This is a genomic window from Paraburkholderia sp. BR14312 (assembly GCF_040948675.1).
GTDB classification, from domain to species: domain Bacteria; phylum Pseudomonadota; class Gammaproteobacteria; order Burkholderiales; family Burkholderiaceae; genus Paraburkholderia; species Paraburkholderia nodosa_A.
Map to the genome: position 1 here is coordinate 252,926 of NZ_JBFPKI010000010.1, position 24,787 is coordinate 277,712.

Annotated in this window: 25 protein-coding genes; 20 read left to right on the forward strand and 5 right to left on the reverse strand. The window is 65.8% G+C overall.

The features are described 5' to 3' along the window. Window positions 1-343 precede the first annotated feature (343 nt). Complete coding sequence (locus AB3X98_RS27335) at window positions 344-1,285, forward strand: aldo/keto reductase (protein ID WP_368603705.1); 942 nt, start codon at window positions 344-346, stop codon at window positions 1,283-1,285. A 381-nt stretch (window positions 1,286-1,666) separates the two neighbouring features. After that, on the forward strand, window positions 1,667-1,879 hold the full coding sequence (gene rpsU / locus AB3X98_RS27340; RefSeq protein WP_004198205.1) for a 30S ribosomal protein S21: 213 nt from the start codon (window positions 1,667-1,669) through the stop codon (window positions 1,877-1,879). Between the two features lie 137 nt (window positions 1,880-2,016). Here rpsU and AB3X98_RS27345 read toward each other — a convergent pair whose 3' ends face one another. Then, entirely contained in the window at window positions 2,017-2,475 is a 459-nt protein-coding gene (locus AB3X98_RS27345) for a hypothetical protein (RefSeq protein WP_342949198.1), read from the reverse strand. A 294-nt stretch (window positions 2,476-2,769) separates the two neighbouring features. Next, window positions 2,770-3,366, reverse strand: a complete 597-nt coding sequence (locus tag AB3X98_RS27350) for a DNA-3-methyladenine glycosylase I (RefSeq protein ID WP_069264392.1) — start codon at window positions 3,364-3,366, stop codon at window positions 2,770-2,772. 179 nt (window positions 3,367-3,545) lie between these two features. Here AB3X98_RS27350 and AB3X98_RS27355 point away from each other — a divergent pair, with 179 nt between their 5' ends. Both AB3X98_RS27355 and AB3X98_RS27360 read left to right on the forward strand, forming a co-directional pair. Next, window positions 3,546-4,442, forward strand: coding sequence for a BadF/BadG/BcrA/BcrD ATPase family protein (locus AB3X98_RS27355; RefSeq protein WP_368603704.1), 897 nt, complete (start codon window positions 3,546-3,548; stop codon window positions 4,440-4,442). Window positions 4,443-4,534: 92 nt separating this feature from the next. After that, on the forward strand, window positions 4,535-5,356 hold the full coding sequence (locus tag AB3X98_RS27360) for a Cof-type HAD-IIB family hydrolase (RefSeq protein WP_069264389.1): 822 nt from the start codon (window positions 4,535-4,537) through the stop codon (window positions 5,354-5,356). Window positions 5,357-5,423: 67 nt separating this feature from the next. Here AB3X98_RS27360 and AB3X98_RS27365 read toward each other — a convergent pair whose 3' ends face one another. Continuing rightward, the gene (locus AB3X98_RS27365) at window positions 5,424-6,140 is read right to left on the reverse strand and encodes a histidine phosphatase family protein (RefSeq protein WP_342949200.1); all 717 of its coding nucleotides are present in this window, start codon (window positions 6,138-6,140) and stop codon (window positions 5,424-5,426) included. 213 nt (window positions 6,141-6,353) lie between these two features. After that, a complete protein-coding gene (aqpZ, locus tag AB3X98_RS27370; RefSeq protein WP_368603703.1) occupies window positions 6,354-7,100 on the reverse strand; it encodes an aquaporin Z in 747 nt (248 codons plus the stop codon). 300 nt (window positions 7,101-7,400) lie between these two features. On the opposite strand from aqpZ, the gene AB3X98_RS27375 reads away from it, so the two are divergent. Next, on the forward strand, window positions 7,401-7,697 hold the full coding sequence (locus AB3X98_RS27375) for an H-NS family nucleoid-associated regulatory protein (RefSeq protein ID WP_028203342.1): 297 nt from the start codon (window positions 7,401-7,403) through the stop codon (window positions 7,695-7,697). Between the two features lie 191 nt (window positions 7,698-7,888). Here the strand turns inward: AB3X98_RS27375 and AB3X98_RS27380 are convergent, their stop codons facing one another. Next, window positions 7,889-8,953: a glycosyltransferase family 4 protein gene (locus AB3X98_RS27380; RefSeq protein ID WP_368603702.1), complete on the reverse strand. Its 1,065-nt coding sequence runs from the start codon at window positions 8,951-8,953 to the stop codon at window positions 7,889-7,891. A gap of 596 nt (window positions 8,954-9,549) precedes the next feature. Between AB3X98_RS27380 and flhD the strand changes: the two genes are divergently transcribed. The 15 genes from flhD to AB3X98_RS27455 all read left to right on the forward strand — a co-directional run bounded on the left by flhD (window position 9,550) and on the right by AB3X98_RS27455 (window position 24,734). Next, window positions 9,550-9,867 carry a flagellar transcriptional regulator FlhD gene (gene flhD, locus AB3X98_RS27385; protein WP_069264381.1) on the forward strand — a complete coding sequence of 106 codons (318 nt, stop codon included), beginning with the start codon at window positions 9,550-9,552 and terminating at the stop codon, window positions 9,865-9,867. 106 nt (window positions 9,868-9,973) lie between these two features. Continuing rightward, window positions 9,974-10,516, forward strand: coding sequence for a flagellar transcriptional regulator FlhC (gene flhC, locus AB3X98_RS27390; RefSeq protein WP_069264379.1), 543 nt, complete (start codon window positions 9,974-9,976; stop codon window positions 10,514-10,516). A 363-nt stretch (window positions 10,517-10,879) separates the two neighbouring features. Then, window positions 10,880-11,740, forward strand: coding sequence for a flagellar motor stator protein MotA (motA, locus tag AB3X98_RS27395; RefSeq protein ID WP_042265911.1), 861 nt, complete (start codon window positions 10,880-10,882; stop codon window positions 11,738-11,740). A gap of 10 nt (window positions 11,741-11,750) precedes the next feature. Continuing rightward, window positions 11,751-12,827 carry a flagellar motor protein MotB gene (motB, locus tag AB3X98_RS27400; protein ID WP_069264376.1) on the forward strand — a complete coding sequence of 359 codons (1,077 nt, stop codon included), beginning with the start codon at window positions 11,751-11,753 and terminating at the stop codon, window positions 12,825-12,827. Window positions 12,828-12,840: 13 nt separating this feature from the next. Then, window positions 12,841-13,215 carry a response regulator gene (locus tag AB3X98_RS27405; protein WP_069264375.1) on the forward strand — a complete coding sequence of 125 codons (375 nt, stop codon included), beginning with the start codon at window positions 12,841-12,843 and terminating at the stop codon, window positions 13,213-13,215. A 57-nt stretch (window positions 13,216-13,272) separates the two neighbouring features. Further along, complete coding sequence (gene cheA, locus AB3X98_RS27410) at window positions 13,273-15,549, forward strand: chemotaxis protein CheA (protein ID WP_368606872.1); 2,277 nt, start codon at window positions 13,273-13,275, stop codon at window positions 15,547-15,549. 57 nt (window positions 15,550-15,606) lie between these two features. Beyond that, on the forward strand, window positions 15,607-16,143 hold the full coding sequence (gene cheW / locus AB3X98_RS27415; protein WP_028203349.1) for a chemotaxis protein CheW: 537 nt from the start codon (window positions 15,607-15,609) through the stop codon (window positions 16,141-16,143). A 190-nt stretch (window positions 16,144-16,333) separates the two neighbouring features. Beyond that, complete coding sequence (locus AB3X98_RS27420) at window positions 16,334-18,196, forward strand: methyl-accepting chemotaxis protein (protein WP_368606871.1); 1,863 nt, start codon at window positions 16,334-16,336, stop codon at window positions 18,194-18,196. Between the two features lie 228 nt (window positions 18,197-18,424). Then, window positions 18,425-19,372, forward strand: a complete 948-nt coding sequence (locus AB3X98_RS27425; protein WP_368606870.1) for a CheR family methyltransferase — start codon at window positions 18,425-18,427, stop codon at window positions 19,370-19,372. Then, window positions 19,369-20,187 carry a chemoreceptor glutamine deamidase CheD gene (gene cheD, locus AB3X98_RS27430; protein WP_069264368.1) on the forward strand — a complete coding sequence of 273 codons (819 nt, stop codon included), beginning with the start codon at window positions 19,369-19,371 and terminating at the stop codon, window positions 20,185-20,187. Before AB3X98_RS27425 ends, cheD begins: the two co-directional genes overlap by 4 nt. Continuing rightward, complete coding sequence (locus tag AB3X98_RS27435) at window positions 20,184-21,305, forward strand: chemotaxis response regulator protein-glutamate methylesterase (protein WP_141710660.1); 1,122 nt, start codon at window positions 20,184-20,186, stop codon at window positions 21,303-21,305. Before cheD ends, AB3X98_RS27435 begins: the two co-directional genes overlap by 4 nt. Before the next feature lie 130 nt (window positions 21,306-21,435). Beyond that, on the forward strand, window positions 21,436-21,831 hold the full coding sequence (gene cheY, locus AB3X98_RS27440; protein WP_028203354.1) for a chemotaxis response regulator CheY: 396 nt from the start codon (window positions 21,436-21,438) through the stop codon (window positions 21,829-21,831). A gap of 130 nt (window positions 21,832-21,961) precedes the next feature. Beyond that, on the forward strand, window positions 21,962-22,618 hold the full coding sequence (gene cheZ, locus AB3X98_RS27445; RefSeq protein ID WP_069264724.1) for a protein phosphatase CheZ: 657 nt from the start codon (window positions 21,962-21,964) through the stop codon (window positions 22,616-22,618). Between the two features lie 312 nt (window positions 22,619-22,930). Then, window positions 22,931-23,431, forward strand: coding sequence for a DUF2844 domain-containing protein (locus AB3X98_RS27450; RefSeq protein WP_069264722.1), 501 nt, complete (start codon window positions 22,931-22,933; stop codon window positions 23,429-23,431). Window positions 23,432-23,486: 55 nt separating this feature from the next. Then, window positions 23,487-24,734, forward strand: coding sequence for a DUF3443 domain-containing protein (locus AB3X98_RS27455; RefSeq protein WP_368606873.1), 1,248 nt, complete (start codon window positions 23,487-23,489; stop codon window positions 24,732-24,734). Window positions 24,735-24,787 lie beyond the last annotated feature (53 nt).

Sequence of the window (24,787 nt, forward strand, 5' to 3'; positions counted from 1 at the left end):
CGTTACAAGCCACTATGGCCGCGGCGGGTGCAATCTTTCATTGCTGGCCGCCTCAGTGAAGGTTGTCGGCGTTGGTAAAAAAAACTTGAGGGGAAGCACCGACAATCGAGACCTCATTTGCGCGGTGCATAAAAAATCCGGTTGCGCCGCGCTTCGTGCTTCCCGCTTCCTTCACGCATTTCTGCGTCTTGCAGTTTGCAAGCGTGTTTACGGCAGGTATCGCGCGTGGTTTAGTGCAGGGCGCCAAGGCACTCCCGCGGCTGCGCGCCCTTGCCCGCTGCAGCGCGCCGCGAGGCGGCGTATGCTCAGCGGTTCCCCGTCCGCCCTTTTTTCTGGAGGCCCCATGGAACTACGCAGGATCGGCACTTCCTCGTTGCAGGTCGCCCCGCTCATGTTCGGCGGCAACGTCTTCGGCTGGACCGCAGACGAAGCCACCTCGTTCTCGATCCTCGACGCCTTCACCGACGCCGGCCTCAACTTCATCGACACCGCCGATGTGTATTCCGCGTGGGTGTCCGGCAACCAGGGCGGCGAATCGGAGACGATCATCGGCAAGTGGATCGCGAAAAGCGGCAAACGCGACAAGGTGGTGATCGCAACGAAGGTCGCAAAAGATGCACGCCGCCCGGGGCTTTCCGCCGCCAACATCGCGGCTGCCGTGGAGGATTCGCTGCGTCGTCTGCAGACTGACTACATCGACGTGTATTTCTCGCACGAGGACGACCAGAAAGTCCCGCTCGAGGAAACGCTCGGTGCGTACCAGCGGCTGATCGAGGCCGGCAAGGTGCGGGTGATCGGCGCGTCGAACTACACGGGCGCGCGCGTCGAGGAGGCGCTCGCGGTTGCGACGAAATCCGGTCTGCCCGCGTACCAGATCATCCAGCCCGAATACAACCTGTACGACCGCGCCCATTACGAGGCCGATCTCGAACCGGTGGCCATGGCGCAGAAGCTCGCGGTCGTGCCCTATTACAGCCTCGCTAGCGGCTTTCTCTCGGGCAAGTACCGTTCGCGCGAGGATCTCGCGAAGAGCACGCGCGGCTCGCGCGTCGAAAAGTACCTCGACCACCGCGGCATCCGGATCCTCGCGGCGCTCGACTATGTGGCCGAGCGTCACGGCAGCACGCTCGCGGCAGTTGCGCTGGCGTGGCTGATCGCGCGCCCGAGCATTACCGCGCCGATCGCGAGCGCGACCTCGCTGGATCAGCTGGAGAGCCTTGCAGCAGCGGTACGGCTGAAGCTCGATCCGGCCGACATCCAGGCGCTCAACGACGCGAGCGCCTGACGGCAAAGGCATTAACCCAGGTGTCCTAATCGACAGGGCGGGCGCGGCGGCCGCGGCAAGCCGCGCAAGTCCCTGAGTAGACTCAAGAAACCCTGGTCAGGCGGATCTTTTCCTGATATCATTGGGAGTGAATTGAGATCTTTGCCTGTTTTGTTGCCGTGTTCGTTACTGTTGGCGGCCGCAAACCGGCGGTCAGGTGTGTTGCAGCAAGGTCGACCTGATCGCGTTCCGCTGTGAACCCCCTACTTCTCTTTTCCGGCCTCCGTGGCCGCCTTGCCTCTCGTTCGGCCCCAGCGTGGCGAACGACCGGAGGGCCGGCGCGTGAGCGGCTTTGACGCTCGCGCCTTTGAACCGTATTAAGCGATTTGAGTTAGGAAATACATGACGACGATTCTTCTGAAGGAAAACGAGCCGTTCGAAGTGGCGATTCGCCGCTTCCGCCGTGCAATCGAAAAGAACGGCCTGATCGCCGAGCTGCGTGAGCGTCAAGCTTACGAAAAGCCGACGGCAGTTCGCAAGCGCAAGAAGGCAGCTGCTGTTAAGCGCCTGCACAAGCGCCTGCGCAGCCAGATGCTGCCGAAGAAGCTCCACTAAGCTTTTTCGCTTTTCGGTGTTCCGCCAGACGGCGGCGCATGCTTCGCAAGAAGCTGCGCCGCCGTTTGCGTTTGTGCGTATTTGCGCTTAGAAACTCCGCGCCGATGCGCAGCGCGTGTTGCGCGTGCCGGCCGATTTCAGGCAGCGTTCTTCAGCTGCGCGGGCGACAAGCCGAACTGCGCGGCAATCGAACAAAGGCGTTCGCGCCATTCCCACACGCCAAACACGTCGTGCACGTTCTGCAGGCAACTCAGCAGAGTGATCGTGGCGGGGTCGTATATGTTGATATGGGCGCGCAGCAGCGCCTTCTTCAGCGCGGCGACGCCCACATCCATATAGAGCGGCACGTCGTTCGTCTCACGGCCGAGGTAGCGCACGGGTATGCCTTCCATGGCGCTCATATAGTCGCGTGGCCGGATGAAGCTGCCGACCGGGCAACCGCCATAGCTGTGCGCGCTGCCGGAGCCGCCGCCACAGCCACCGCCCCGGTAGGCGCCGCCTCCGCGTGGGAGAAGTGCCGCGCGCCCCTGGCCAAAGAGATGGGCCACCGCGCGGTCGAAGATTTCCTGATGACTCAGGAAGTGGACGTTTTTCATTTCAACCCCCTGTTGCCCAGCTGCCGGGCACAGGTTAATTCCCTTCTAATGCGGCGCCGCCGGCCTTCCAGCCGACATCACTCACCGTTCCCCTGACGCGTCTGCATTCACTTCCCGTTATAACGGCACGCCAGCGGAAAACCGTGGGGTGGCGCACCGTAGCGATCAAAAATTGGGTTGGCCAGTGCCGGGCGCAATTGCACCGGCGTGCCACAAAGCCATGCGGGACGAGGGCTTGCAAGGCGCGTCCTGCCTCGCTCGGGAGTTACCCGAGTCGCGCAAGTGTCACTGCGCTCAGGCGCGGCGCTTCTTTTTGCCAAGCGCAGCGCAGGCCTTGCGGCACATGCAGTCGCGCTCATGGTCGTTGACCATGCCGACAGCCTGCATGAACGCGTAACAGATCGTCGTGCCAACGAATTTGCAGCCGTATTTCTTGAGCGCCTTGCTAAGGGCGTCCGAGACTTCGGTAGACGCTGGTGCGTCGCGATACGAGGCAAGGTCGTTCTGGATGGGCGTGTCGTTCACGAACGACCAGACAAACTTCGCGAGCGAGCCGTGCTCCGTCTGGATTTGCTGCACGGCGCGGGCGTTGGCGATGGCGGCCTCGATCTTGGCCCGGTTGCGCACGATCGAGGCGTCCTGCATGAGCGTTTCGACGTGTTTGGGCGTAAAGCGCGCAACCTTCTCGATGTCGAAGTCGGCGAAGGCGCGGCGATAGCCTTCGCGCTTGTTGAGTATCGTGGACCACGAGAGCCCTGCCTGCGCGCCTTCGAGCACGATCATTTCGAACAGATGCTGGTCGTCCCGCGACGGCACGCCCCACTCCTCGTCGTGGTATTGCACATACTGCGGCGACGCGCCGGCCGATACCCAGTTGCAGCGGTGTGTCACGGTAAGTTCTCCTTGCGAGACATCGTTCGAGCCACGCAAGCATAGCGGATCGGTGCAGCGCCGCCACCCTGGCCGGATGGCCGATTGTGCGAACCCGGGGAAGCCGTTAGTCTCTGCGGCACGACAAGAATTTTGGCTTTCGAACCGGACTCACAGGCGCGCGAGGCGCGGCGGACATCATGCAGAAATACACCTGGTTGATTGGCGTGGACGGCGGCGGTACGGGCACGCGCATCGCGCTTGGCGACGCGAACGGCGTCGAACTCGCGCGCGCGGCTGCGGGGCCGTCGGGGCTCGGGCTCGGTATCGCGCGGGCCTGGCAATCGATCGAGGAGGGCTGCCGCGCGGCGTTTGCGCACGCGGGGCTTGCGTTCGACTGGTCGCAATGCGTGCTTGGCTGCGGGCTCGCGGGCGTGAACAACCCCGACTGGCTGGCGCCGTTTCTCGCTGCCGCTCCTCCCGTGGCCGGACTGGCGGTGGAAAGCGACGCCTACACGACACTGCTGGGCGCGCACGGCGGCGCGCCGGGCGTGGTGGTCGCCCTCGGCACGGGCAGCATCGCAGCGGTGCTTGGTGAGGACGGTCAGTGCCGCATTGCGGGCGGTTTCGGCTTTCCCTCGGGCGACGAAGCGAGTGGCGCGTGGTTCGGCCTGCGCGCGATCGTCTGGGCGCAGCAGGCGCTCGATGCACGCGTGCCCCTGGACGACTTCGCACGGGCCCTCCTCGCACACGCGCGGGCCACCGATCGCGACAGTCTCATCGTATGGCAGTGCGCGGCCAACCAGACGGCTTACGCCAGCCTCGCACCGGTCGTCCTCGCGCATCGCGAACATCCGTTCGTCGCTAAGCTGCTCGCCGAAGCTGGCGTGGAAATCGCGAAACTCATCACCGCGCTCGATCCTTCGGGCGAGCTGCCGGCGGCGCTCTCGGGCGGCCTTGGGCAACCGCTGCGCGAGTGGGTGCCGCAAGCGGTGCGCGATCGCCTGCGCGCGCCGCTCGCCGATTCCACGTCCGGCGCGCTTCGCCTCGCGCAGATGGAGGCCCAGCGGCTGGCGCGCGCTGCTGCGGACAACTGAGCGGCAAGTGAGAAAGGGCGCGAACGAGGTCAAGGGCATAGCCGTGCCGCAGATGCTACGATTCAACGTTTCCCGCTAGCTGTCTGATCACCATGTACAAGGTCATTGCAACCGATCTCGACGGAACGCTGCTCAATAGCGACCATCAGGTCGATCCGTTCACGGTTGCCACGCTGGGCGCACTCGATGCGCAGGGGCTGCCGTTCGTAATCGCGACCGGCCGCCACTATTGCGACGTGGCCGGTATTCGCGACGTGCTCGGCATCCGGCCATATCTCATCACCGCGAACGGCGCGCGCGTGCACGCACCCGACGACACGCTGATCCACGCGAGCAATCTGAGCGCGCCCATGGTCGAGCGTCTGGTCGCCGCCGACACCGTGGGCGAGCACGGCCGCGTGATCGTGAGCATCTATACCGACGACGCCTGGCTCATCGACCGCGACGCGCCCGAACTGCTCGCGTATCACCAGGACTCGGGCTTCGAGTACCGCGTGGCGGATCTGCGCGATTACGCGGGCGCAGGCATCGCCAAGGCGCTCTATATCGGCGATCCGGCAGATCTCGCGCACGTCGCGCAGAATCTCGCGCGCGAGTTCGGCGACGCGCTCTACGTCACCTATTCCCTGCCCGATTGCCTCGAAGTGATGGTGGCCGGCGTTTCGAAGGGCCGCGCGCTGCGCGTCGTACTCGACCGGCTCGGCGTGGACGCCGCGGGTTGCGTCGCGTTCGGCGACAACATGAACGATATCGACCTGCTCGAAACGGCGGGTCATCCGTTCATGATGAACAACGCCAATCCCGATCTCATCAAGCGACTGCCTCGGGTGCCGCGCATCGGCAACAACTTCGAAGCCGGTGTCGCGCATCATCTTCGCAAGCTGTTCGCGCTCAACGACGAACTCGCGTCGTAACTCACGCGGGCGCGGTCGCTAGCGCCGCCACTACCTCGATTCCATTCGAACAGCAACCGCGGGACGATTACTGCGCGGCAGGCAGTTGCGCGCACGGGCAGTCGTCCGCGCGACCGTCGAGCCCCTCGCGCTCGTGCGAGAAACGCGCGCGCGCGGCGCCGCCGCTCCAGTCGATACGCACCACGTAAATGCTGTCGAAGTCCGCGCTCTCCCAGCGCGGTACGTCGTTCGCGCTGCCGCCGTGCGCGGTGACGACGCGGCGTACGAGCGTCTCGATTTCCCGATGCTCCCATGCAACGAGCACGGTGCGGCCGCGCCACTGCGGATCGACGAGTGCGCTTTGCAGCGCGTCGATCTTCGAATAGCCATACGGCGTCTGGACCGGCATGCCGAACTGGATCGCGGTCGGCTCGATCGTCGCGAGCGGGCGCACGTAGTTGTAGGCGTGGCCGTTGTCCTCCTTTTGCTCGCCGGGGTCGGGCGCGTAGATCGCATCGGGCTTGCCGTACTTGGCCGCGATCACGGCCGGCAGCGCAAGCGCTCGGTTCAGCCCCTTGCAGTTAAGCTGGCCGAATCCCTCTGGCGGCTTTTCACCGTGCCTCACGAAGATGAGCGTTTCGACGTTGCGCGCGGCTGGCGCGCTGCTCGCATTCGTCTGCGCTGTCTCGCCGGCGTTAGCGGCTCCGTTGGCGTGTGGCAGCGGCGCGCAGGCGCATAGCAGTGCGCTCAGCGCGGCGGCGAGCGTCGAGGCGATCCGGCCTGGCCGGGGGCGTGAGCGCTTCATGCTGGGCGTGATGCTCCAGGTCGCAAGACAATGGGAAGGTCGCCCGATTCTAGCAGCGCAGCCGTCACGGGCCCGGCCAGCAGCGCACCCGGAGCGCCCCGCGCTCAGCCAGACAAACGGGCGCCGAAGCGCCCGTTTGCAACTGCGCGGAGAACGTGTCGCAATGCGGCGCGGCTCGGGCCGCGCGGACGTGTCAGCGCGCGTCAGAGGCCGTCAAGCCGTCTCGCGCACGCCGACCGCCGCCACCGCTTCGCCCCGCCCCGCCACCGCCGGGTACACGATGCCTGCGATCACTGCGCCGACGATCGGCGCGACCCAGAACAGCCACAGCTGCGAGATCGCCTCGCCGCCCACGAACAGCGCGGGGCCGGTCGAGCGTGCCGGATTCACCGAGGTATTGGTGACGGGAATCGAGATCAGATGAATCAGCGTGAGGCACAGGCCGATGGCGATCGGCGCGAAGCCTGCGGGTGCGCGCTTGTCGGTTGCGCCGAGAATGACGAACAGGAAGACCGCGGTCATGACCGCTTCGCACACGAACGCGGCGCCCATGGCGTAGTGTCCCGGCGACTGCTCGCCGTAACCGTTGGTCGCGAAGCCGCTCGCGACGAGGTCGAAGCCGGGCTTGCCCGTCGCGATGAGCGCAAGCACGAAAGCGCCGATCACCGCGCCCACCACCTGCGCGGCGATATAGGGCACGAGGTCGCGCGCCGGGAAGCGGCCCGCCACGGTCAGGCCCACGCTCACGGCGGGATTCAGATGGCAGCCCGAAATGTGGCCGATGGCGTAGGCCATGGTGAGCACGGTCAGGCCAAAGGCGAGCGACACGCCCACGAACCCGATCCCGAGTCCGTGAACCGGCCCGGCGAAGTTGGCCGCGAGCACCGCGCTGCCGCAGCCGCCCAGAACGAGCCAGAAAGTGCCGATCAGTTCGGCGATGAGCCGCCTGGATAAGTGCATTGCGTGACACCTCGAAAAGTCGATTTTTGAAGGCGCCGCGTAAAGCACCGGCACCGGGAAATGCCAGATTCTAGGCAGTCGCCCTTTTCGATGCTGTCAAGGATTGTCAATTTCGACGTAATTGATCGAATTATTACGATCGATGTGTACGCAATTGCGCTGGAGCCGGTCGATCGTTAAATTGAAGAATAGCGTAAAAAGGCAGTATTAATAGCGATTGCTAATTCCGTTATTTACGTCTAATCTCCGATCGAGCCGGTTTCAAGAGCAGGTTTCAAGAGCATTGAAGGGGGAATAGAAATGTCGCAATATACAGAGATCAAGGCGCAGATCGCAAAACTCCAGGCTCAGGCCGAAGAGGCGCGGCGCACGGAGATCGCGGACGTCATCGCCACGATCCGGGAAAAGATCGCCGAATACGGCCTTTCCGCCCAGGACCTGGGCTTTGCCGAGGCCGCGCGCCGCGGGCGTCCGCCGAAAAAGGCGCCGCTGCCTGCGCGCTATCAGGACCCCAAGTCCGGCGCGACCTGGAGCGGCCGCGGCAAGCCGCCCAAGTGGATCGCGGGCAAGAACCGCGAACGCTACCTGATCGCCTGACGCATGCCGCCGGGGAACAGCCCGGCCGTCATAGCGGTGTAGCCGAAAATGCAAAAAGAGCCGCATGTTTCATGCGGCTCTTTTTTGTGAGTCTTCTGTAATCAACGCGTAATGGCGCTATTCAGCGACTCGCAAACGATTCACGTCGCGCATTCGTCTGGATTTATCGCGAAATCTGGAATGCTTCGCACTCAACCGGCGGCGACGCGACGCAGTACCGGACGCTGTGCGGCTTCGATCAGCGCCGTATAAGTGTCGACATAATTGCCGGCCATGATGTGCGACGTAAAGCGGTGTTCGAACTGGTTGCGAATCGCCAGGCGCGAAAGCGAATCGATACTCTGGAGCGCGGCCACGGCGCCTTGCACGTCCTCGACGACATAGCCCGTCACGCCCGGGTCGATCACTTCCGGCACCGAACCGCGATTGAAGGCGATCACCGGCGTGCCGCACGCCATCGCCTCGATCATCACTAGGCCGAACGGCTCGGACCAGTCGATCGGGAACAGCAGCGCTTTCGCACCCGAAAGGAACGCGGGCTTCTGCTCTTCGTTGATCTCGCCGACGAACTCCACGTGGGCCTGCGAAAGCAGCGGCTCGATCTCGGTCTTGAAGTAGTCCTGGTCGACCTTGTCGACCTTGGCGGCGATCTTCAGCGGCAGGCCGGAGAGCGCGGCGATCTTGATCGCCGTGTCCACACGCTTTTCCGGGCAGATCCGGCCGAGGAACGCCAGGTACTCGGGCTTGCGATCAGCTTGCGGCGTGAGCAGGTTCTTTGGCAGTCCGTGATAGATCGTGTTCTGCCACGCGGCCTGCGGCAACGGCTGGCGCTGCGAGTCCGAAATCGAGATGACCGGTGCGTTCGGGAACTGCTCGAATACCGGTTGCAGCTCCGGCAGGTCGAGGCGGCCGTGGAGCGTCGTCACGAACGGCGTGTCCATGGTCGTGAAAAGCGGGAACGGCAGATAGTCGAGGTGGAAGTGCAGCACGTCGAATTCGTGCGCGACGCGGCGCACGCGCTCGAGCAGCACCATGTGCGGCGCCAGCGCGTCGCGGATCGTGGGGTCCAGACGCAGTGCGCGCGGCCAGGCGGCTTCGAGGTTTGCCGAGGTGACCGAATCGCCGCTGGCGAACAGCGTCACGTCGTGGCCGAGGTCGACCAGCGCTTCGGTCAGGTAGGACACGACGCGCTCGGTGCCGCCATAAAGCTTGGGCGGAACGGCTTCATAAAGTGGCGCAATTTGTGCGATTCGCATTGTTCGATCTCCTGGCAAAAAAGCCGCGTGTGCAACGAACTCTGTGATGCGGCACTGCGGCGGTACAACGGTATCGGGTTATCCCTGAGACCGATTATGGCCATTTCGCGGCCCGACACACGCGGTTTTGCAAACGCTTAAAGTTGTTACAGCGGGATACAGCAGGTGTAAGAGGCCATTGCAAAGCGTGACGCGGCTTGGGCGCGCATTGCGCAAGCCGCGTGCCCGCTGCGCCGGAACAAGGGTCAAAAGGCAGGGCGCGAGTGACGCGCGCGCAGCGAATAGCACGCACGCGTGACGCATCCATGAAAAAGCCTATAATCAACCGATAAATCCGCGGCCTATGCGCACGACATGACGTGCCCCGCCTCCCGCCGCTGCTCCCGCCTCTTTGTCAGAAAAATTCCTACACGTTTGCGAAACTTTTTCTCGCAACGCGTCGCGGCATCCGTCCGATTTCCATTTGTTCCCGCCCCAGCCACAATGGACCCACGACCATAAACAGGCCGTTCGGATGCACTTGGGTTGTATCTGGGCGAGCAAACGTTTTCCGCGGGCGGTCTGACCAGCCGCCGCGATTTGATTCGGGGGAATCCATGAGCGCGACGACGCACAGCGACATGCTCAATGAGATCAAGGAAGTGAACCTGTCGTATCTGTTGCTCGCGCAACGTCTTTTGCGCGAGGACAAGCCGACGGGCATGTTCCGTATGGGCATCTCCGAGCAGTCTGCCGAGGTGCTCGCTAATCTCACTTTCGCGCAGACCGTACGCCTTGCCGCATCGAACCAGCTGCTTTGCCGCTTCCGGTTCGACGACCACGCCATCCTGAGTGCGCTTGCCGACAAGGGCAAAACCGCGCTGACGCACTCGGCGATCATCATGGCGGGCCAGGACGTCGAACAGATCGGCTGAACCGCTTCGCCCAGCGCCGCAGCGCGCTGCGGCGCATTGCACCCTTGCTGCCCGCGAACGGCGGCAGGGGCCAGGCGCATTCCATTGCGGCTTCCAACGGGTGTCTATGGCGACAAAGAGTGTGGTGCAGGAGGTAAAAGAGATCGCGCTCGCAATCGAGCTGATCGAACTGGGCGCGCGTTTGCAACTGCTCGAAGCGGAGACCTCGCTCTCGCGCGACCGGCTCATCCGGCTTTACAAGGAAGTGAAGGGCGAGTCGCCGCCCAAGGGCATGCTGCCGTTTTCGACCGACTGGTTCATGACCTGGCAGCCCAACGTCCATTCCTCGCTGTTCTACAACACGTTCATGTTCATGAGCCGCCACGCGCGCTGCGAGCCGATCCACGCGATCGTGAAGAGCTACCGGCTCTATCTCGAGCACCTGCGGCTGCATGACGAAACGCCCGCGCTGAGCCTCACGCGCGCCTGGACGCTCGTGCGCTATTTCACCTCGGGCCTCCTGCAGATGACGCCATGCAGCCGTTGCGGCGGCCGCTACGTCGCTCACGCGCACGACCCGCAGCGTGGCTTCGTCTGCGGGCTGTGCCAGCCGCCCTCGCGGGCGGGGCGCACACGGCGCAACGCGCTTGCGTCGCAGATCGCCGCTTGAGGCAGATCAACGCCGCTTGACCCTGATCGATGCGGTTTGCCGCACTCCATGCAGGCCGGGACTCCGGATAAACCCGGCCCGTCCCGGCGCAGAGGCCCCTGCGGCTTCGCCGGAAGGCGCGTGCCGCAAGCACGCCGCATCGTCACACGCAGTCATAGACACGAATTGCAATCCCTTCCCGCGCGGCTTTGCGAACCGGCCCCAGATTCATCCGGCATGTCGACGTCGAGCAGACGGCAGACGCCCGGCCGGCTTACGATCCGCGCCCATTCAAACCCAAAGTTTTTCGCGCCGTTGCCGTAAACCCAGCTAAGGGCGCGGGCCGACGGCGGTTCGCGGCGCATTTCTAGTGAGGACCCGGCAGTGCTGATTATCGTTGGAACCCTCTTGACGATCCTTTGCGTCTTCGGCGGCTACGCACTCGAGGGCGGCCATCTCGCCGCACTCATGCAGCCGATGGAACTGCTCATGATCGGTGGTGCTGGCGTCGGCGCGTTCATCCTCGGCAACGGCATCAAGACCATCAAGGCCACCTTGCGCGTGCTTCCCACGCTGTTCAAGGGCGCCAAATACAACAAGGACGTGTACATGGAGCTGCTCGCGCTGCTCTATGTCCTGCTCGCGAAGGCGCGAAAGGAAGGCACGCTCACGCTCGAAGCGGATATCGACGATCCGCAGAAGAGCCCGATCTTCACGCAGTATCCGAAGATCCTGGCCGACCACCACATCGTCGAATTCCTCACCGACTACCTGCGTCTCATGGTGGGCGGCAACATGAACGCCTTCGAGATCGAAAGCCTCATGGACGAGGAGATCGAAACGCACCACGCCGAAGGTGAGGCGCCTGCCCACGCGCTCGCGAAGGTGGGCGACGCGATGCCGGCGTTCGGTATCGTCGCGGCGGTGATGGGCGTGGTTCATACCATGGCGTCCGCCGACAAGCCGCCCGCAGTGCTCGGCGAGATGATCGCCCAGGCGCTGGTCGGCACCTTCCTCGGCATTCTGCTTTCGTACGGTCTCATCGGCCCGCTCTCGAGCCTCGCGGAGCAGCGCGTGACCGAGTCGACCAAGATGTTCCAGTGCATCAAGGTCACGATCCTCGCGAGCCTGAACGGCTACGCGCCGGCGATTGCCGTGGAGTTCGGCCGCAAGGTGCTGTTCTCGACCGAGCGTCCGTCGTTCACGGAGCTCGAAGAGCACGTGCGCCGCGTGAAGGCGAAGTAAGGGGCGGCCCATGAGCAACAACAAGGACCGCGCAATCGTCGTCAAGCGCGCCGCGCCGAAGAAGGCCGGCCATCATGGTGGCGCGTGGAAGCTCGCCTACGCGGACTTCATGACCGCGATGATGGCGTTCTTTCTGCTGATGTGGCTGCTTTCGTCGGCTTCGACGGTGCAGTTGAAGGGCATCGCCGACTACTTCAACCAGCCGATGAAGATCACGCTCTGGGGCGGCGACCGCAGCGCGGAAGACTCGAGCATCCTGAAGGGCGGCGGCCGTGACATCTCGTCGCAGGACCAGGGCGTCACGCGCCGCAGCGACGGCGCGACCGAGCGCTCCGAGCGCAACCAGTCGAAGCACAACGACGACGACGCCACGAAGCAGCTCGAAGGCTCGCTCGAACGCAAGGAGCAGGTGCGCCTGCACGACCTGCAAGTCAAGCTGATGGCGGCGATCGAGGCGAACCCGGTGCTGCGCCAGTTCAAGCAGCAGATCCGCATCGACTCCACGCTGCAGGGCCTGCGCATCGAGATCGTCGACTCGCAGAAGCGCCCGATGTTCGCCACCGCGCGCGACGTGGTCGAGCCGTACATGCGCGACATCCTGCAGGCGATCGGCAAGACGCTCAACGACGTGCCCAACCGCATCGTCGTGCAGGGCCACACCGACGCCGTGCCCTACGCCGGCGGCGACAAGGGCTATAGCAACTGGGAGCTTTCCGCCGACCGCGCGAACGCATCGCGCCGCGAGCTGATCGCGGGCGGCATGGACGAATCGAAGGTGTTGCGCGTGCTCGGTCTCGCTTCCACGCAGAACCTGAACAAGGCCGATCCGCTCGACCCGGAGAACCGCCGCATCAGCATCATCGTATTGAACAAGAAGTCCGAAGACGCGCTCATGCACGACGACTCGACCACCACCACGCTCTCCGACGACGCAGCGGGCTCGGGCAAGAGCCTGCCCGCGCTCACGCCGGACGCCGGCATGGGCCGGGCGGCGCCGGCGCCGGTCGCGATCGCGCCGAAGGTGGCGACCACGGTGGCGCCGGTGGGGCCGGCGGTCGCCCCGGCCGTCGCGCCGGCAGCGCAATGACAACGAGGAACGGATGATCAGGAACATTCTGGCGATCGACGATTCGGTGTCCATGCGGGAGATCCTGCAGGCGGCGCTCGGCTCGGCAGGCTACGAGGTGACGGTGGCGAGCGACGGCGAAGAAGGGCTCGAGCATGCGCTCGCCCAGCGCTTCGATCTCGTGCTTACCGACCTTTACATGCCGCGCATGGGCGGACTCGACCTGATCAAGCAGTTGAGGGCGAATCCTTCGTACTTCGAAACGCCCATCCTCGTGTTGACCACGGAATCGGACGAAGGCTTCAAGGCAGCCGTACGCGACGCAGGCGCGACCGGCTGGATCGAAAAACCGGTGGACCCCGAGCTGCTCGTCGATCTGGCGAGCGCACTCGGCGAGGCCCACCCTTGAGGTGCCGCGCGGCGAACGACCAGGCACCCCCCAGGCAATTAACGCGGTGAAAGAGCAATGACTCTCGACATCACTCAGTTCTATCAGACGTTTTTCGACGAGGCGGACGAGCTGCTCGCTCAGATGGAGCAGCTTCTCCTGAACCTGAACGTCGGTCGCCCGGATCCCGAGGATCTGGCGGCGATCTTCCGCGCGGCGCACTCGATCAAGGGCGGCGCGGCGACGTTCGGCTTCACGGCCTTGACCGAGACGACCCACATTCTCGAATCGCTGCTCGACCGCGCTCGCAACAACGAGCTCGTGCTGCGCAAGGACATGATCGACACGTTCCTCGAAACGAAGGACGTGCTTTCCGACCAGCTCGGCGCCTACCGCGCGAGCGCCGAGCCCGATGCGCAGGCAGCGGCCGCCGTGCGCACCAAGCTCGAGCGCCTCTACGCGGAAAGCCGCGGCGTACCCGCGCCTGAACCCGCACCGGCGCCGGCCCCCGCGCCCGCACCGGCTGCGCAGGCGAGCGCCGGCGATTCGGAAGAAGATCTCGAAGCCGCGTTCGAATTGCACAGTACGCTGGCCTCGGCAGGCTCGGGCGCGCCCGAGCACGTCGTGAGCGAGGCGATCGATGCGGCAGCGTCGGCGCCCGCAGCCGGCGCCGAGGCTGCGGTGGAAGGTCCGCACCTGCGCGTCACGCTGCGCGCCGTCGACGCGAAGGACCAGGAACTGCTCGTCGAAGAGCTCGGCAACCTCGGCCGCATTCTCGGCCAGGTGAAGACCGGCGACGACCTCACGCTGTGGCTCGAAACCGATGTGACCTCCGACGACATCATCGCGGTGTGCTGCTTCGTGATCGACGAGAAACAGATTTCGATCGGCCGTGGCGCCGCGCCGCAGGGCGACGCGCAACCGGCTGCGGCCGCACCCGCCGCCGCGCCCGCGGCAACTCCGGCCGCGCCTCCCGCCGCACCGGTGGCGGCGGCCCCTGCGGCGAGCGCCGTGATCCCGGCCCCGCCGCCCGCTGCGCATGCCGAACAAGACATGCCGCGTCCGCCCGCGAGCGCCCCGGCGCCCGCGCAAGCCGACGGCGAGCGCAAGGCGCGACCGGCCGCCGCCGCCGCATCGGCGGAAGGCAGTTCGATTCGCGTGGGCGTCGAAAAGGTCGACCAGCTGATCAACCTCGTGGGCGAACTCGTCATCACGCAGGCCATGCTCGCGGAAACCACCAGCACGTTCGACCCGGCGCTGCACGACCGCCTCTACAACGGCATGGCGCAGCTCGAGCGCAACGCGCGCGATCTGCAGGAAGCGGTGATGTCGATCCGCATGATGCCGATGGATTACGTCTTCAGCCGCTTCCCGCGTCTCGTGCGCGATCTCGCGGCGAAGCTCGGAAAGGAAGTCGAGCTTGTCACCTTCGGTCAGGCGACCGAACTCGACAAGAGCCTGATCGAGCGCATCATCGACCCGCTCACCCACCTCGTGCGCAACTCGCTCGACCACGGCATCGAAACCGTGGAAGCGCGCCGCGCCGCGGGCAAGGACGCCACGGGCCAGCTCGTGCTGTCCGCCGCGCACCACGGCGGCAACATCGTGATCGAGGTGAGCGACGACGGCGCGGGCCTGCGCCGCGACAAGATTCTCGCCAAGGCGATCAAGCAGGGCATGCAGGTGAGCGACAGCATGTCCGACGACGAGGTCTGGAACCTCATCTTCCTGCCCGGCTTCTCGACCGCCGAGCAGGTGACGGACGTTTCGGGCCGCGGCGTGGGCATGGACGTGGTCAAGCGCAACATCCAGGCGATGGGCGGGCACGTGGAAATCACCTCGCACGCGGGCAAGGGCAGCACCACGCGCATCGTGCTGCCGCTCACGCTGGCGATTCTCGACGGCATGTCGGTGAAGGTCGGCAGCGAGATCTTCATCCTGCCGCTGAACTTCGTGATGGAGTCGCTGCAGCCGCGCCACGAAGACATCTACACGGTCACCAACGGCGACCGCGTGGTGCGCGTGCGCGGCGAGTATCTCCCGCTCGTGGCGCTGCATCAGGCGTTCAACGTCGAAGGCGCGCGCACGGACCCGACGCAGGGCATCGTCACGATCATGGAAACCGAAGGTCGTCGCTTCGCCATGCTGATCGACGAACTGGTCGGCCAGCAACAGGTCGTGGTGAAGAACCTGGAAACGAACTACCGCAAGGTGCACGGCATTTCGGCGGCGACCATTCTCGGCGACGGCAGCGTCGCGCTGATCGTCGACGTGGCCGCGCTCAATCGCGAGACGCGCGCCACGCATGGCGTAAGCGCCAGCGCAAATTCGGGTGCGTTCGCCGAATTCGCGTAATCGCGATGAAGTCCGGACGCACTCAACCCATCATCTCCCAACCGTTCAGGGGCTAACGTGGCAGAAGTCCAATCGATTCAAGGCAACGGCGCGCACGGCGCGATTGCCGGCGCGCAACGCCGCGACGCGCTGCAGGCCGACGCAGGCGGCCAGGAATTCCTCGTCTTCACCCTCGGCGCGGAAGAGTACGGCATCGACATCCTGAAGGTGCAGGAAATCCGCGGCTACGACAGCGTGACGCGCATCGCGAACGCGCCCGACTTCATCAAGGGCGTGATCAACCTGCGCGGCATCATCGTGCCGATCGTCGACATGCGCATCAAGTTCCATCTGGGCCGCGTCGAGTACGACCACCAGACGGTCGTCATCATCCTGAACGTCGCGCATCGCGTGGTCGGCATGGTGGTGGACGGCGTCTCGGACGTGCTCACGCTGCAGATGGAGCAGATCATGCCGGCGCCCGAATTCGGCGCGACGCTCACGACCGAGTACCTCACGGGCCTCGGCACTGTGGAAGGCCGCATGCTGATCCTGATGGACATCGAAAAACTGATGACGAGCCGCGAGATGGCTCTGATCGAGGCGCTGGTCTAACGCGCCGAGAGTTAAACCTGGGGGCCGCGAGGCCAGCGTGAGAGAGAGCGGATAAGCCGCCGCCAAAGAGCGGCAAGCCGCCTTCGTTTTCGCGCGCGCTTCGCGCAGGGGCCCGGGCGTCGCCGTGCCTATGCCGGCCGCGCTTGACCGCACAGCCCGCCCCGATTCGTACAGGACAGGAGCAAACGAGATGCTGCAAAGATGGTCGATCCGCACGACGCTCACGGGCGTCGGGGTCATTCTGGTTGCGCTGACCGTGCTGGTCGGCACACTCGGGCTCGTCGCGCTCGGGCGTGCGAGCGATGCGTTCACCGAAATCGTGCGAGGCGATCTCGTGGCGATGCATGCGCTGAACGACGCGTCGTCGTATCTGCTGCGCACGCGTGTCGCGATCGACCGCGCCAGCGCGCTCACGGCAGCAGGCCAGGCCGACGATGCGAAGAAGGTGATCGATCGCGCCCAGGAATTGCTCGGCAAATCCAACGAAGCCTGGCAAGCGTTCCAGAACGCGCCGAAGGGCGGTCTCGACGCCGCCGCGCTCGACGCGCTCGCGGCAAAGCGCGCCACGCTCATGCAAGACGGCGTGCAGCCCGAATTCGCGGCCCTGCGCGCAAACGATCAACCGGCCTATCACGCCATCGCCGACACGAAGATCAGTCCGATGTTCGTCGATTACGACAACGTCGCCGGTCCGCTCGCGCAGGCCCTGGAGCAAAGCGCGCAGGCTCGCGAGGCTGGCGCGCACGACAAGATCGCCGTCATGCGCATCGCGATTGGCGCGGCGATCGCCGTGGCGCTCGTGCTCGTCGTGGTGATCCGCTTCGCCATGCGCGGCCTCATCGTGCAGCCGCTCGAGGACGCAGTGACGTGCTTCGAGCGCATCGCCCACGGCGATCTCACGCAGCCGGTCACGGTCTACAGCGACAACGAGATCGGGCGTCTGTTCAGCGGCATCAAGCGCATGCAGGAAAGCCTCGTCACGCTCGTGAGCGCGGTGCATACGGGCGCAAGCTCGATCGACGTGGGCGCGCGCGAGATCGCCATGGGCAACACCGATCTCTCGCAGCGCACCGAGCAGCAGGCCGCTTCGCTGCAGGAAACGGCGTCGAGCATGGAGCAGCTCACCGGCACCGTGCGCCAGAACGCGGAGAACGCGCGTCAGGCGAGCCAGCTGGCCGTCAACGCCTCCGACATCGCGACGCGCGGCGGCGAGGTGGTGGGTGAAGTCGTGAACACGATGCAGGGCATCGCGGCGAGTTCGGCGAAGGTCGTGGACATCATCAGCGTGATCGAAGGCATCGCGTTCCAGACGAACATTCTTGCGCTCAACGCGGCCGTGGAAGCGGCGCGCGCGGGCGAGCAGGGCCGCGGCTTCGCCGTGGTGGCCGGCGAAGTGCGCAGCCTCGCGCAGCGCAGCGCCAGCGCGGCGAAGGAAATCAAGGAACTCATCAACGACTCGGCCGAGAAAGTGCAAAGCGGCTCGCAGCTCGTGGGCCGCGCAGGCGCGACGATGGAAGAAATCCTTCAGGCCGTGCGTCGCGTGACCGACATCATGGGTGAGATCAGCGCGGCGTCCGAGGAGCAGTCGGGCGGCATCGAGCAGGTCAACCGCGCCGTCACGCAGATGGACACCGTCACGCAGCAGAACGCGGCGCTGGTGGAGCAGGCGGCCGCTGCGGCCGCGTCGCTCGAAGAGCAGACGCGCCAACTGCAGAACGTGCTCGGCACGTGGACGACGGGCGGCACGTCGGCGCGCAGCGTGGGTGCAGGTCCGGCTCGCGTCACGCCGGCCGCGCCGGTTGCCGCGAAACGCGCGACGCCGTCTTCGGCTGCGGCGGGGGCGAAGCCCGCGGCGGCAACGTCGTCGTCGGCGTCGGTCGCAACGTCGGCGGCACCGGCGGACACCGCGAAGCCTGCGACAAAGCCCGCTGCGCAACCGGCAAACAAGGCGGTGGCAAAGCCTGCAGCGAAACCGGCCGCGCCTGCGCGCGGCGAGACGTACGTGAGCACGGCAGCATCCGCTTCGGACGATTCGGACTGGGAAACGTTCTGATCGAACGCGGCATGGAAGAGTAGTGAAGTACTGAACACGACGAGCAACTGCAATGCACATGAGCGCTACACAACGGCAAGACCTGCCGCGCCGGGCCCCACGGCCCGCGCGCGCTGCGCAGGCCGCCCATGCGCCGCACGCATTGCAACCGGGCAGGCGCGGCGCGCAGCAGTCCTGCGCCGCGGTATCCCATGCAGTGGGCGGCGCGCAATGCGAAGGAGCATCAGCATGAAAGCGCTGCGAAATACACGCCAGGACGTCGGCGAGACGGGCGGTTCGGGCGTCGAGAGCAACCGCGATTTCGATTTCACCTCGGCGGACTTCGAGCGCATTCGCGCGCTCATTCACCGCCGCGCGGGCATCTCGCTCTCGGACCACAAGCGTGACATGGCATACAGCCGCCTTGCGCGGCGCCTGCGTACGCTCGGCCTCGACAGTTTTCGCGAGTACCTCGACCAGCTCGAAGCGCGCAACGACGCGACCGAGTGGGAAGCGTTCACGAACGCGCTCACCACGAACCTCACGGCGTTTTTCCGCGAGGCGCATCACTTCCCGATCCTCGCGGATTTCGTGAAGCGCAGGGCGGGGGTGGCAGGTGCGCAGCCGGTTTCGGTGTGGTGTTCGGCGGCTTCCACGGGCGAAGAACCGTACTCGATCGCGATGACGCTCGTCGAAGCGCTCGGCGAGCGCGCCGCGCGCGAGGCGCGCGTGCTCGCCACCGACCTCGACACCCAGGTGCTCGCCAAGGCCGACGCGGGCGTCTACTCGTTCGACCAGGTGAAGCATCTGTCGCCGGAGCGTCTGAAGCGCTTCTTCTTCAAGGGCACCGGCTCGCACTCGGGACTCGTGAAGGTGCGCCCGGAGCTGCGCGCGATGGTCAAGTTCGAGCAGCTCAATCTCACCGACGCGGACTACGGCTTGCGCACGACGTTCGACGCGATCTTCTGCCGCAACGTGATGATCTATTTCGACAAGCCGACCCAGGCACAGGTGCTCACGCGCTTCGAGCCGCTCATGAAGCCGGACGGCCTGCTGTTCGCGGGCCATTCGGAGAACTTCACCTACGTCACGCAGGCGTTCCGTCTGCGCGGCCAGACGGTGTACGAACTCACGCGCGGCGCCGCTGCCAGTGCCGCGCCGCGCCGCGCGAACGACGCGCTCGGAGTGCCCGCATGAGCGCCCGCCTTCCGATCGCGACGAACCGCTATTTCGACGCGCATTTCCAGCGCCCCGGCGTCAAGCTGCTGCCCAACGAGTTCTACACGACGGGCGAGGACATGGTGCTCGTCACGGTGCTCGGCTCGTGCGTGGCGGCCTGCATTCAGGACCGCACCGCCGGCATCGGCGGCATGAACCACTTCATGCTCCCCGACGACGGCGCGGACTCCGCCCACGCCCTCACCGGCGCCTCCGACGCCATGCGCTACGGCGCCTACGCGATGGAAGTGCTCATCAACGAGCTGATCAAGGCGGGTGGCCGCCGTGAGCGTTTCGAGGCCAAGGTGTTCGGCGGCGCGGCGGTGCTCGCGGGCATGACGACGATGAACATCGGCGACCGCAACGCCGTGTTCGTGCGCCGCTATCTCGCGACCGAGAACATCCGCATCGTGGCCGAGGACCTGCAAGGCTCGCATCCGCGCAAGGTGGCGTTCCTGCCGCGCACGGGCCAGGTGATGGTCAAAAAGCTGCGTCTCTCGCAGGACACGAGCGTGGCCGAGCGCGAACAGCAGCTCGCCGCGCAAACCGCCGAAGCGCGCGCCGAACGGCTCGCGCGGGCCCGGGCGCGCGTCGAGCTGTTCGGCGTCGGCGGCGCCGGGCGTGCCGGCCCGGGCGCCACGTCGCCGGCAGCAAACTCGGCAGCTCATACGCCCCAGATTTCCCAATCCCAGCCGCAGGGCGCGCGCCCTCGCATCGAGCTGTTCGGCTCGAGCGTGTCGTCCGCGCTGCGCGCATCCGGTCAAGACAACGCCAGGACAGTAGAGGAGGCGTGAACGCTGTGCAAAAAATCAAGGTTCTCTGCGTCGACGATTCGGCGCTGATCCGCAGTTTGATGACGGAAATCATCAACAGTCAGCCCGATATGACGGTCGTCGCCACCGCGCCCGATCCGCTCGTCGCGCGCGAGCTGATCAAGCAACACAACCCCGACGTGCTCACGCTCGACGTGGAAATGCCGCGCATGGACGGCCTCGACTTCCTCGAGAAGTTGATGCGTCTGCGGCCCATGCCGGTCGTGATGGTGTCGTCGCTCACCGAGCGCGGCAACGAAATCACGCTGCGCGCGCTCGAACTGGGTGCCGTCGACTTCGTGACGAAGCCGAAGGTCGGCATTCGCGACGGCATGCTCGAATACTCGGAAAAGCTCGCCGACAAGGTGCGCGCCGCCGCGCGCGCCCGCGTGCGTGCGCACCATGCGCCCGCCGCCGCATCGGCGGGCGCGGCAGCGCACGCGCACGGTCACGCCGCTGCGCACCCCGCGGGCCCGGCGCCGATGATCAACAACCCGCTCGTCTCGACCGAAAAGCTCGTGATCGTCGGCGCGTCGACGGGCGGCACCGAGGCGATCCGCGAAGTGCTGCAACCGCTGCCGCCCGACGCGCCCGCGGTGCTGATCGCGCAGCACATGCCGCCCGGTTTCACGAAGTCGTTCGCACAGCGCCTGAACGGGCTGTGCCGCATCACCGTCAAGGAAGCGGAGCACGGCGAACGGGTGCTGCCCGGCCACGCCTACATCGCGCCGGGCCACGCACACCTCTTGCTCGCACGCAGTGGCGCGAACTACATCGCGCATCTGTCCGACGACCCGCCGGTCAACCGGCACCGTCCGTCGGTCGACGTGCTGTTTCGCTCGGCGGCGCTGCACGCGGGCAAGAACGCCATCGGCGTGATTCTCACGGGCATGGGCCGCGACGGCGCAGCCGGGCTGCTCGAAATGCGCCAGGCCGGTGCGTACACGCTCGCGCAGGACGAGGCGAGCTGCATCGTGTTCGGCATGCCGCGCGAAGCCATCGCCATGGGTGGCGCCGACGAGATCGCCTCGCTCTCCGACATGAGCCGGCGCGTGATGACCCGACTCGCCTCGATGGGCGACAGGGTTCAGCGCGTCTAAGAAATTGCCGATATAGAGAGATCATGCAGGCCGCAAACGCTTGCTCGATCGCTCGCGATTAATTTATCTGGATAGGCACTGCGCTTCTCTGGATAATTGCCCGGGTTTTCGCCTGGAGGAATGGAACGTGATGGATAAGGGAATGAAGATTCTGGTGGTGGACGATTTTCCGACGATGCGCCGGATTGTCCGCAACCTGCTCAAGGAACTGGGCTACTCGAACGTCGACGAAGCCGAAGACGGTGCAGCGGGCCTCGCCCGTCTGCGCGGCGGCAACTACGAGTTCGTGATCTCGGACTGGAACATGCCGAACCTCGACGGTCTCGCCATGCTCAAGGAGATCCGCGCCGACGCCAACCTGACGCACCTGCCGGTGCTGATGGTGACGGCCGAGTCGAAGAAGGAGAACATCATCGCTGCGGCGCAGGCTGGCGCGAGCGGCTACGTGGTGAAGCCGTTCACGGCCGCCACGCTCGACGAGAAGCTCAACAAGATTCTCGAGAAGATGGCCAAGACGGGGAGCTGACGTGAACGAGCCCATCAGTGAGCAGTCCGGCGCTCATTCCGGTGAGTGGCCGGAAGCCGATGGCATCGAGCCGCTCCCGCAGCCGCCCGAGTTCGACTTCGAGCCGTCCGCCGCGGGCGAAGCCGGCGAGCTGGCGACGGACCGCATCCTCGCGCGCATCGGACACCTGACGCGCAGCCTGCGCGACTCGATGCGCGAACTCGGCCTCGACAAGCATGTGGAGCGCGCCGCCGAGGCGGTGCCCGACGCGCGCGACCGGCTCCGCTATGTCGCGAACATGACCGAGCAGGCCGCCGAGCGTGTGCTGACCGCGATCGACATCGCCAAGCCGCTGCAGGAAACGCTCGAACGCGACGCGAAGGAACTGACGAGCCGCTGGGCGACCTGGTACGACGCGCCGATCGGCCGCGAGGAAGTGCGCCAGCTGATGGACGACACGCGCGCCTTCGTGGATGGCGTGCCGCAAGCCACCGCGGCGACCAACGAGCAACTCCTCGCGATCATGCTCGCTCAGGATTTCCAGGACCTGACGGGCCAGGTGATCAAGAAGATCATGGACGTGGTCTATCTGATCGAGCAGCAGTTGCTCACCGTGCTGGTCGAGAACATCGCGCCGGAGCGGCGCGAGCAGTTCGCGGCGACGGCGGCGGCGCTCGCGGAGACCCAGAGCAGCACGGGCAGCCCCGAAGGCCTGCTCAACGGCCCGCAGATCAATCCGGAAGGCAAGACCGACGTCGTGCAGGACCAGGCGCAGGTCGACGATCTGCTCGCAAGTCTCGGGTTCTGACCCCTAACGTGCAGCTAATCGTTCGGTTAGCTGCCGCATGTAGTCCAAGGCGGGCATACTAGTGCTCATGCCTTCGTGCCCTGCGGCGGCGAACGTCGCGGTGGGGCAACGAAGCATAGCCAGCCGTTGCCCGTCCTGCTGCGTCCCGCCGCGACCTTCCCGCGCGGCCCCGACAGCGTATGGTGCAACGCGCCATCGCAACAGGGAGGGGACGCCTTGTATCCATACACATCGTTCTGTGGCAACGCGGCGCGCTCGTTTGCGCGCCGCGTCAAACGCGGCCGCGCACCCGGCGCGGCGCTTCTCGGTTCCCTGCTTGGTGTGCTGCTCGCGGCGCCGGCGGCTCACGCCGCGCTCGGCGGTGCGCCCATGCCCACGCCGGCGGGCGCGAACGTCAGCACCCTGAGCGCCGCTTCGGCGGCAGCCGCGGCCGGCAACGCCTCGGCCGTGGCGCGCGCAGCGGTGCAAGGCGCGGCGTCTGGCGCTTCCACGACTCCCGCCTATACCGTTCAGCAGACCACGCTCGCCAACGGCACCGTCGTGCGCGAGTACCTCTCGCAGGCCGGCACCGTATTCGGCGTGGCCTGGGACGGCCCGCAGATGCCCAATCTCGCCACGCTGCTGGGCGGCTATTTTCCCCAGTACACGGCCGGCGTGAAGGCGAGCCACGCCGCCGGTCACGTGCGCGGGCCGGGCGTGGTCGAAAACTCGAACGTCGTGGTGCATTCGGGCGGCCACATGGGCGCCTTCTCCGGGCAGGCATGGCTGCCGCAGGCGCTGCCTGCGGGCGTCAGCGCCTCCGATATCCAGTGACGAGCGGAGGCCGAACGTGCTGACTTCAGTGCTGACTTCACGCTATTCGCGCAACGTGTGGCTGCGCCCTTTCCGGTTCCTTTCGGGCGCCGCGCTCGTTGCCCTGGTTTCGCTCGTCGCCGCCTGCGGGGGCGGGGGCGGCAGCAGCGGTAGCAGTAGCAGCAGCTCGAGCGGCAGCAGTGGCGGCAGCGGCTCCGCGGTTCCCAGTCCCACACAGCAGCCCACCGCGGCTACCGCCGCGAATACCGTGGGCGTCGTCGTGAACCGCGGACTGACCGGAACGCTGCCCAACATTCCCACTGTCAGCGTGACAATCTGCGTGGCCGGCACGAGCACCTGCGAGACCGTCGACAACATTCAGGTCGATACGGCGTCCTTCGGGCTGCGCCTGCTCGCGTCGGCGGTGCCGAATCTGTTGGGCCCGCTGCCCAAGGCCACAGCCAACGGCGGCACCCTCGCCGAATGCACGGCCTTCGCCGACGGTTACACATGGGGCACGGTGCGTCCCGCCGACGTCAAGATCGGCGGGGAGACGGCGTCCAATATTCCGATCCAGATCATCGGCGACCTGAACTCGAACACGGTGCCGTCGGCGTGCGCGAGCTTCGGCAGCGCGCAGGACACGGTGCAGGACCTGGGCGCGAACGGCATTCTCGGTATCGGCGTTGCGCCTTATGACAACCTCGGCACTTATTACTCCTGCCCCGGCGACACGAACTGCGTCACGGCAACGGTCACGCAAACCCAGCTGGTGGCCAATCCGGTGCCCAGATTCGGCACGGACGGCAACGGCGTGATCCTCGAGATGGCCCCCATATCCGATAGCGGCGCGCCCAGTGCGACGGGCACGCTCGTGTTCGGCATCGGTACGCAGTCGAACAACGCGATGACCGCCGCGCAAAGCTACAACACGGACTCGTGGGGCAGGCTCAGCTCCACCTTCAACGGGCGCACGCTCCAGACCTTCCTCGACTCGGGTTCGAACGCGATCTTCTTCGTCGACAGCGCCCTGCCGCAGTGCGGCGGCAATCTCGGCACGTTCTATTGCCCTACGTCCACCCAGTCCTTCAGCGCTGCACTCGCGTCCAATAACGGCGCAACGACGGGCACCGCGACCTTCAATGTCGCGAACGCGAACGCATTGCTCGGCAGCGGCGCGAACTATGCGGCCAACAACCTGGCAGGGCAGTTCGGGTCGGCGGCGGCGCTCGACCTGGGGTTGTCGTTCTTCTATGGCCGCTACGTGTACTACGGCATGGACATGAGCGCGTCCGGCGGCAAGGCGCCGTTCGTCGCGTTCTGAAATCGCGGGCGCTGAGGGTGCGTAGGCCGTGAAGTTGGCGGCCCGCGAGCGCG

Coding starts and splice junctions, on each gene's coding strand:
- AB3X98_RS27405 (WP_069264375.1), top strand. CDS start 12,841: ATGATCAGGAACATTCTGGCGATCGACGATTCGGTGTCCATGCGGGAG.
- AB3X98_RS27375 (WP_028203342.1), top strand. CDS start 7,401: ATGTCGCAATATACAGAGATCAAGGCGCAGATCGCAAAACTCCAGGCT.
- cheA (WP_368606872.1), top strand. CDS start 13,273: ATGACTCTCGACATCACTCAGTTCTATCAGACGTTTTTCGACGAGGCG.
- rpsU (WP_004198205.1), top strand. CDS start 1,667: ATGACGACGATTCTTCTGAAGGAAAACGAGCCGTTCGAAGTGGCGATT.
- aqpZ (WP_368603703.1), bottom strand. CDS start 7,100: ATGCACTTATCCAGGCGGCTCATCGCCGAACTGATCGGCACTTTCTGG.
- AB3X98_RS27425 (WP_368606870.1), top strand. CDS start 18,425: ATGAAAGCGCTGCGAAATACACGCCAGGACGTCGGCGAGACGGGCGGT.
- AB3X98_RS27365 (WP_342949200.1), bottom strand. CDS start 6,140: ATGAAGCGCTCACGCCCCCGGCCAGGCCGGATCGCCTCGACGCTCGCC.
- AB3X98_RS27335 (WP_368603705.1), top strand. CDS start 344: ATGGAACTACGCAGGATCGGCACTTCCTCGTTGCAGGTCGCCCCGCTC.
- AB3X98_RS27380 (WP_368603702.1), bottom strand. CDS start 8,953: ATGCGAATCGCACAAATTGCGCCACTTTATGAAGCCGTTCCGCCCAAG.
- cheY (WP_028203354.1), top strand. CDS start 21,436: ATGGATAAGGGAATGAAGATTCTGGTGGTGGACGATTTTCCGACGATG.
- cheD (WP_069264368.1), top strand. CDS start 19,369: ATGAGCGCCCGCCTTCCGATCGCGACGAACCGCTATTTCGACGCGCAT.
- flhD (WP_069264381.1), top strand. CDS start 9,550: ATGAGCGCGACGACGCACAGCGACATGCTCAATGAGATCAAGGAAGTG.
- AB3X98_RS27360 (WP_069264389.1), top strand. CDS start 4,535: ATGTACAAGGTCATTGCAACCGATCTCGACGGAACGCTGCTCAATAGC.
- flhC (WP_069264379.1), top strand. CDS start 9,974: ATGGCGACAAAGAGTGTGGTGCAGGAGGTAAAAGAGATCGCGCTCGCA.
- AB3X98_RS27345 (WP_342949198.1), bottom strand. CDS start 2,475: ATGAAAAACGTCCACTTCCTGAGTCATCAGGAAATCTTCGACCGCGCG.
- motB (WP_069264376.1), top strand. CDS start 11,751: ATGAGCAACAACAAGGACCGCGCAATCGTCGTCAAGCGCGCCGCGCCG.
- AB3X98_RS27355 (WP_368603704.1), top strand. CDS start 3,546: ATGCAGAAATACACCTGGTTGATTGGCGTGGACGGCGGCGGTACGGGC.
- AB3X98_RS27420 (WP_368606871.1), top strand. CDS start 16,334: ATGCTGCAAAGATGGTCGATCCGCACGACGCTCACGGGCGTCGGGGTC.